At 67.9% G+C, this 6,968-nt stretch carries 3 protein-coding genes and 2 rRNA genes (1 of these 5 only partly in view); 1 reads left to right on the forward strand and 4 read right to left on the reverse strand.

What is annotated here, in order from left to right:
* Window positions 1-133: 133 nt before the first annotated feature.
* Window positions 134-1,057, reverse strand: a complete 924-nt coding sequence (gene nudC / locus GA0070609_RS27790; protein WP_088998007.1) for an NAD(+) diphosphatase — start codon at window positions 1,055-1,057, stop codon at window positions 134-136.
* Between the two features lie 179 nt (window positions 1,058-1,236).
* Here nudC and GA0070609_RS27795 point away from each other — a divergent pair, with 179 nt between their 5' ends.
* Window positions 1,237-3,048, forward strand: a complete 1,812-nt coding sequence (locus tag GA0070609_RS27795; protein ID WP_088996527.1) for a VanW family protein — start codon at window positions 1,237-1,239, stop codon at window positions 3,046-3,048.
* A gap of 73 nt (window positions 3,049-3,121) precedes the next feature.
* Here the strand turns inward: GA0070609_RS27795 and GA0070609_RS27800 are convergent, their stop codons facing one another.
* The 3 genes from GA0070609_RS27800 to GA0070609_RS27810 all read right to left on the reverse strand — a co-directional run.
* Entirely contained in the window at window positions 3,122-3,865 is a 744-nt protein-coding gene (locus GA0070609_RS27800; protein ID WP_172899424.1) for an NADPH-dependent F420 reductase, read from the reverse strand.
* Between the two features lie 651 nt (window positions 3,866-4,516).
* Window positions 4,517-4,633: ribosomal RNA gene (rrf, locus tag GA0070609_RS27805) — 5S ribosomal RNA — on the reverse strand.
* Between the two features lie 83 nt (window positions 4,634-4,716).
* A 23S ribosomal RNA gene (locus tag GA0070609_RS27810) occupies window positions 4,717-6,968 on the reverse strand (it continues 860 nt past the right edge of the window).

The raw sequence follows: 6,968 nt of genomic DNA on the forward strand, positions 1-6,968 counted from the left end.
AGGCACCCAGCCACCGGCCCGGAAGCCAGCCACCGCCGGGCGTCCGGCCGCCGGGCTGCCCGGTCGCGCGGGGGCCCGATCACCGTGCGGCGAGCCAGACGCCGGGCGGGCGGCTCAGTCGCCGGCGGAGGGCTCAGTCGCCGGCGGCCAGCCAGGAGCCGAGCAGGTGCCGGTCGATCGAATCGGGGCGGCCGAGCGGCCGGCCGGCGGCCTCCCGCGCCCGCAGCTCGTTCCGGGTGAACCAGCGCGCCTCCACCAGTTCCTCCCCGTCCACCCGCACCGTCTCGGAGGCGGCGGTGGCCCGGAAGCCGACCATCAGCCCGGCCGGGAAGGGCCACGCCTGCGACCCCTGGTACGCCAGGTCGGTCACCGTCACCCCGGCCTCCTCGGCCATCTCCCGCCGGACCGCGTCCTCCAGGCTCTCGCCCACCTCGACGAACCCGGCGAGCATCGAGTACGACCCCTCGGGCGCGCCCCGGTGCCGGGCCAGCAGGCAACGGTCGGGGGTGCCGGGCGCCTCGACCAGCACGATGATCGCCGGCTCGATCCGGGGGAAGAGCAGCCGCCCGCAGTCGGCACCGGAGCAGGAGCGAACGTGTCCACCGTCGCGGGGCGTGGTCCGGGCACCGCAGCTGCCGCAGTAGCACTGCTGCCGGTGCCAGTGCAGCAGGCCGCGAGCGTACGCCTGCACGGACGCCTCGGCCGGGCCGAGCCGGCCCACCAGCGCCCGCACGTCCACCGTCGAGGCCGCCCCGGTCAGCCGGACCGCCTCCGTCTCCGGATGCCCGGACAGGTCCACGGCGAAGATCGCGGTGTCGCCGTCCAGGCCGAGGAAGACCGTCTCGTCGGCGGCGGCGAGCGCGGCCGCGGCCCGGTCGGCGGCCAGCCGCACCAGTCTCTCCCCGGACGTGACCAGGCAGCGATCCCGCCACAGCGGCAGCACGGCGGTGCGCGGGTCGGTCAGCAGGGCGGTGATCCGGTCCGGGTCGGCGCGCAGCGGCCCCGCCCGGTCCAGCCAGCCGCCGCCGTACGCCAGGACCACGCCGTCCGCCCGCATGCCCATACGGTGCCACGAGCCCGCCCGGGTCGGCGCACCGGCCCGGCCCCGCGACACGCCGGGCGACACGCGGTGCCGGCGGGCGCGGGGCGCAGACTCCCCGACCGCCCGAGCGTTGGCTACCGTAGGTGTCTCCCGGGGCGACGGCCCCCGTGTGGTATGTCCCGATCGAGGTTGCTGTGACGCTGTACGGCGAGAAAGTTCCACCTGCCGACGACCGGCCCACCGTCCAGGTCACCGCGGTCAGCTGGCCCGGTGACGATCCGGAGGCCGGCGTGCCGGGCCGTCCGGCGGGCGGGGGAGCGCGGCGGCGGATCCGGATGCTGCTCGCCGGCGGGATCACCGCGGCGGTGCTGGCCTCCGTGGGCGGGGTGGGCGCCTACGCGTACGCCGGGGACGTGCCGCGCGGCACCACCGTGCTCGGCGCCGAGCTGGGCGGCCGGAGCCGGGCGGACGCGGCCCGGGAGCTCCGGGCCGAGCTGGACCGCCGCGCGGCCGAGCTGGCCGCCCCGGTGCCGGTACGGGTGGGCGAGCGGACCGCCGAGCTGAACCCGGCCGAGGTCGGCCTCGCTGTCGACGTGGACGCCACCGTGGCGGCGGCGGCCGAGGCGCGGGCGCACGCGGTCGACCGGCTGGTCGGCGAGCGCAGCGTCCCGCCGGTGGTCACGGTGGACATCGCCCGGCTCGACGCCGCGCTCGCCAAGGTCGTCGGCGACCAGGGCCGGAAGATGACCATGCCGGCGATCACCTTCTCCGGCACCACCCCGAAGGCGGTCCACCCGAAGCCGAGCCTGGCGCTCGACCCGGAGCGCTCCGCCGAGGCGGTGCGCCAGGGGTGGCTGAGCGGGCAGCCGGTCACCGTGCCGCTGGTCGAGACGCACCCGGCGACCACCGCCGAGGAGGTCGACCGGATGGTCGCCGAGCTGGCGAAGCCGGCCGTGGCCGCGCCGGTGAAGCTGAGCACCGACAAGGGCTCGGTCACCATCGGCCCCAGGGCGATCGCGAAGAGCCTGCGCTTCACCGCTGACAAGGCCGGCACGCTGACCCCGCAGGTGGACGTGAAGCGGCTGCGCGCGGCGCTGGGCGACGACCTGACGAAGATCGAGGTGCCGCCGAAGGACGCCCGGATGGCCATCTCCGGCGGCAGGCCGAAGGTGGTCGACAACGGTCGGCCCGGCCAGCAGCTGGACGGCGCGGCGCTGGCCCGCGATCTGCTGGCGGTCCTGCCAAAGGCGGACGGTCGGGAGGTCACCGGCGAGCTGAAGCCGGCCGAGCCGGAGCTGACCGCGACGAAGGTGGCCGAGCTGGGGATCAAGGAGAAGGTCTCCTCCTTCACCACCCGGTTCACCGGTGGCCTCTCCTCGCCGCGCAGCCAGAACATCGTCACCATCGCCAAGGACGTGGACGGCACAGTGGTGCTGCCGGGCGAGACGTTCTCGCTCAACGGCCACACCGGCGAACGCGGCTACGCCCAGGGCTACCGGGACGCCCCGGTCATCCTCGACGGCAAGCTGGTGCCCGGCGTCGGCGGCGGCACCTCGCAGTTCACCACCACGCTCTTCAATGCCACCTACTACGCCGGCCTGGAGGACGTCGAGCACAAGCCGCACTCCTACTGGTTCAGCCGGTACCCGGCGGTCATCGAGTCGACGATCTTCTGGCCCAACCTGGACTTCAAGTTCCGCAACAACACCCCGTACGGGCTGCTCATCGACACCTCGTACACGTCCAGCTCGATCACCGTGTCGATCTGGAGCACGAAGATCTACGACAGCGTGAAGACCGAGTACAGCCCGCGCCGCAACATCACCAAGCCCAAGACCATCTACCTGAAGCCGGGCCCGTCCTGCATCCCGGCAAACGGCATCGACGGCTTCACCCAGGACGCGTACCGGGTGATCCGCAAGGACGGCAAGGTGGTCAAGCGGGAGAAGTTCACCTGGCGCTACGACGCGGAGCCCCGCTACATCTGCGGCGCCGAACCCTCCTGACGCCCGCCGGGCGCACGCTGACAACTGCCCCGCCGGCTCCGTCGCCGGCGGGGCAGTCTGTTTTCGTACGCGCTCAGGGCCGAGCCTGCGCCAGACCCTGCCGTACGCCGTCCGCGTCCAGGTCGGCGCCGTAGACGGGGGTGCCGGGCTGCTGCCGCCAGCTCTCGTCCAGCGATCCGCCGTCGACGGGGTCGAAGCCCAGGGCGTCCACCAGCTCCATCACCATCCGCTTCGCCTCGGCGTCGTCGCCGGCCACCGGCAGCGCGATCCGGCCCGCCTGGCCGGCCGGGCGCCCGTTCTCCATCAGGTGCTGCGCCATGATCGTGTTGAACGTCTTCACCACCCGGGCGCCCTGGAGGTGGTCGGCGGTCCAGCGGCTGGACGAGACGCTGCGGTCCTGAAGCTCGGCGATGTTCCCGTCCCGCTCGGGGTAGTAGTTGTCCGCGTCGACCACCACCGTGCCGGCGAACGCCTCGGCCGGCAGTTCCGGTACGGCCTTCAGCGGCACGGCCACGACCACCACGTCGGAGCCCTGGGCCGCCTGCTCGACGGTGCCGGCCGTCGCCCCGGTCTCCTGAGCCAGCTCGGCGAGGGTCTGCGGGCCGCGCGAGTTGGCGACGGTGACGTCGTGCCCCAGAGCGCTCAGCCGCCGGGTGAGCGTGCCGCCGATGTGCCCGGACCCGATGATGCCGATCTTCATACCCGCTCCCCACGTCCCTCCACGAGCCTGACCTGCCCCGACGGTACGAGAGCCGGCCGCCGGCCCGCCGCGGATTCGACGGATCTCGCCGGCGGCACCAGGTCGCGGGTCGATCATTCTTACTTGGCAGCTCGGCGGCCGTGGTCGCTCGCGGTTGGGGGTGGTTCACCCGCCAGCTTCGAGCCGGGCCCGGCGGGACGCGTGTCAGGGTGCGACCGATCGCTGGGCATGCCCTCTACCGCCTGGGCGGGGACCCGAAACCGCGGCTAGGAGCCGTTCCCTCCGCGGCCGTGGTCGCTTGCGGTTCCGGGGTGGGGCCCGCCGTGCCCGGCGCAGGGATCAAGCCTGACCGCCCGGAGCCGGGCACGGCGGGCCCCACCCTCGTCGTGGTCCCGATCCGCGGGAACTTGCGGGTGGCAGATGAGTGCCAGCGCCCGAGCCCCCGCTGGGGTGAGGGGGTTCCCACCGACCGGTGTTGGTGGTCGCCAGTGGGTCAACTCGACCGGTTACAGCTGCCACCGGCTGCCAGCCCTTCTTCATGTGATCGGCCCCTTGTTGGTTTCGGGGGGCTGTTGCTGGCGGGCGGGTGGTGACCAGGATCGGGTGTGGCCCCGCCGTGCACGGCGCAGGGATCAAGCCTGACCGCCCGGAGCCGGGCACGGCGGGGCCACACCCCCAACCGCAACCAGACCAAAAGCTGGCGGAGCCAGAAATAGGGTGGAATGCATTCAGGGCCACCCCTCGTGGGGTGGCCCTGAATGGAAGATTGTCCGGCGGTGTCCTACTCTCCCACACCCTCACGAGTGCAGTACCATCGGCGCTGGAGGGCTTAGCTTCCGGGTTCGGAATGTGACCGGGCGTTTCCCCTCCGCCATGACCGCCGTAACTCTATCAACATATCAAACAACACCACACAGTGGTCTGTTGTTCGTTTGCTGTGAGTTGCACAGTGGACGCGTAGCAGCTTAGTAGTCAAGTCCTCGGCCTATTAGTACCGGTCAACTGAACCCGTTACCGGGCTTACATTTCCGGCCTATCAACCCAGTCGTCTAGCTGGGGGCCTTACCCACCCAATGGGTGGTGGGATACCTCATCTTGAAGCGAGCTTCCCGCTTAGATGCTTTCAGCGGTTATCCCTTCCGAACGTAGCTAACCAGCCGTGCCCCTGGCGGGACAACTGGCACACCAGAGGTTCGTCCGTCCCGGTCCTCTCGTACTAGGGACAGCCCTTCTCAAGTATCCTACGCGCACGGCGGATAGGGACCGAACTGTCTCACGACGTTCTAAACCCAGCTCGCGTACCGCTTTAATGGGCGAACAGCCCAACCCTTGGGACCTGCTACAGCCCCAGGATGCGACGAGCCGACATCGAGGTGCCAAACCATCCCGTCGATATGGACTCTTGGGGAAGATCAGCCTGTTATCCCCGGGGTACCTTTTATCCGTTGAGCGACACCGCTTCCACACGCAAGTGCCGGATCACTAGTCCCGACTTTCGTCCCTGCTCGACCTGTCAGTCTCACAGTCAAGCTCCCTTGTGTACTTGCACTCAACACCTGATTGCCAACCAGGCTGAGGGAACCTTTGGGCGCCTCCGTTACCCTTTAGGAGGCAACCGCCCCAGTTAAACTACCCACCAGACACTGTCCCTGAACCGGATCACGGTCCGAAGTTAGATACCCAAATCAACCAGAGTGGTATTTCAAGATTGCCTCCACCCATACTGGCGTATGGACTTCACCGGCTCCCACCTATCCTACACAAGCTAATTCGGATACCAATGTCAAGCTATAGTAAAGGTCCCGGGGTCTTTCCGTCCTGCCGCGCGTAACGAGCATCTTTACTCGTAATGCAATTTCGCCGGGCCTGTGGTTGAGACAGTGGGGAAGTCGTTACGCCATTCGTGCAGGTCGGAACTTACCCGACAAGGAATTTCGCTACCTTAGGATGGTTATAGTTACCACCGCCGTTTACTGGCGCTTAAGTTCTCCGCTTCGCCCCGAAGAGCTAACAGGTCCCCTTAACGTTCCAGCACCGGGCAGGCGTCAGTCCATATACATCGAATTACTTCTTCGCATGGACCTGTGTTTTTAGTAAACAGTCGCTTCCCCCTGCTCTCTGCGGCCATACAACGCTCCACCCGCGCGGGGCTTCACGTCTCCGGCCCCCCTTCTCCCTAAGTTACGGGGGCAATTTGCCGAGTTCCTTAACCACAGTTCGCCCGATCGCCTCGGTATTCTCTACCTGACCACCTGTGTCGGTTTGGGGTACGGGCCGCTCAGAACTCGCTAGAGGCTTTTCTCGGCAGCATAGGATCACTGACTTCACCTGAATCGGCTCGGCATCACGTCTCAGCCTACATGTGCTGCGGATTTGCCTACAGCACGGCCTACACGCTTACCCCGGCACAACCACCGGCCGGGATCAGCTACCTTCCTGCGTCACCCCATCGCTTGACTACTACCCGCCAGGTTCCCACGCTCCCCAACATTGACCCGAAGGTCGCCGCCGGTTTGGGTGGTTAGCACAACGAGGTTCATCAGGGTCGCTCTTTCGCGGGTACGGGAATATCAACCCGTTGTCCATCGACTACGCCTCTCGGCCTCGCCTTAGGTCCCGACTCACCCAGGGCGGATTAGCCTGGCCCTGGAACCCTTGGTCATCCGGCGGAAGGGTTTCTCACCCTTCTTTCGCTACTCATGCCTGCATTCTCACTCGTGCCGCGTCCACAACTCGATCACTCGGCTGCTTCACCCCCGGCACGACGCTCCCCTACCCACCCACACACCTGCACCAACACCCGAAGGCGCCGGCGAAGTCATTGTGTGAGTGCCACAGCTTCGGCGGTGTACTTGAGCCCCGCTACATTGTCGGCGCGGAACCACTTGACCAGTGAGCTATTACGCACTCTTTAAAGGGTGGCTGCTTCTAAGCCAACCTCCTGGTTGTCTATGCGACCCCACATCCTTTTCCACTTAGCACACGCTTAGGGGCCTTAGCTGGTGATCTGGGCTGTTTCCCTCTCGACTACGAAGCTTATCCCCCGCAGTCTCACTGCCGCGCTCTCACTTACCGGCATTCGGAGTTTGGCTGATTTCGGTAAGCTTGTGGGCCCCCTAGACCATCCAGTGCTCTACCTCCGGCAAGAAACACGCGACGCTGCACCTAAATGCATTTCGGGGAGAACCAGCTATCACGGAGTTTGATTGGCCTTTCACCC

Origin of the sequence: Micromonospora echinaurantiaca, assembly GCF_900090235.1 — a bacterium.
GTDB lineage: Bacteria > Actinomycetota > Actinomycetes > Mycobacteriales > Micromonosporaceae > Micromonospora > Micromonospora echinaurantiaca.

Bases quoted from the DNA above. Each gene is read 5' to 3' on its own strand.
- GA0070609_RS27800 (WP_172899424.1), bottom strand. From the start codon at position 3,865: ATGATCGACCCGCGACCTGGTGCCGCCGGCGAGATCCGTCGAATCCGC.
- nudC (WP_088998007.1), bottom strand. From the start codon at position 1,057: ATGCGGGCGGACGGCGTGGTCCTGGCGTACGGCGGCGGCTGGCTGGAC.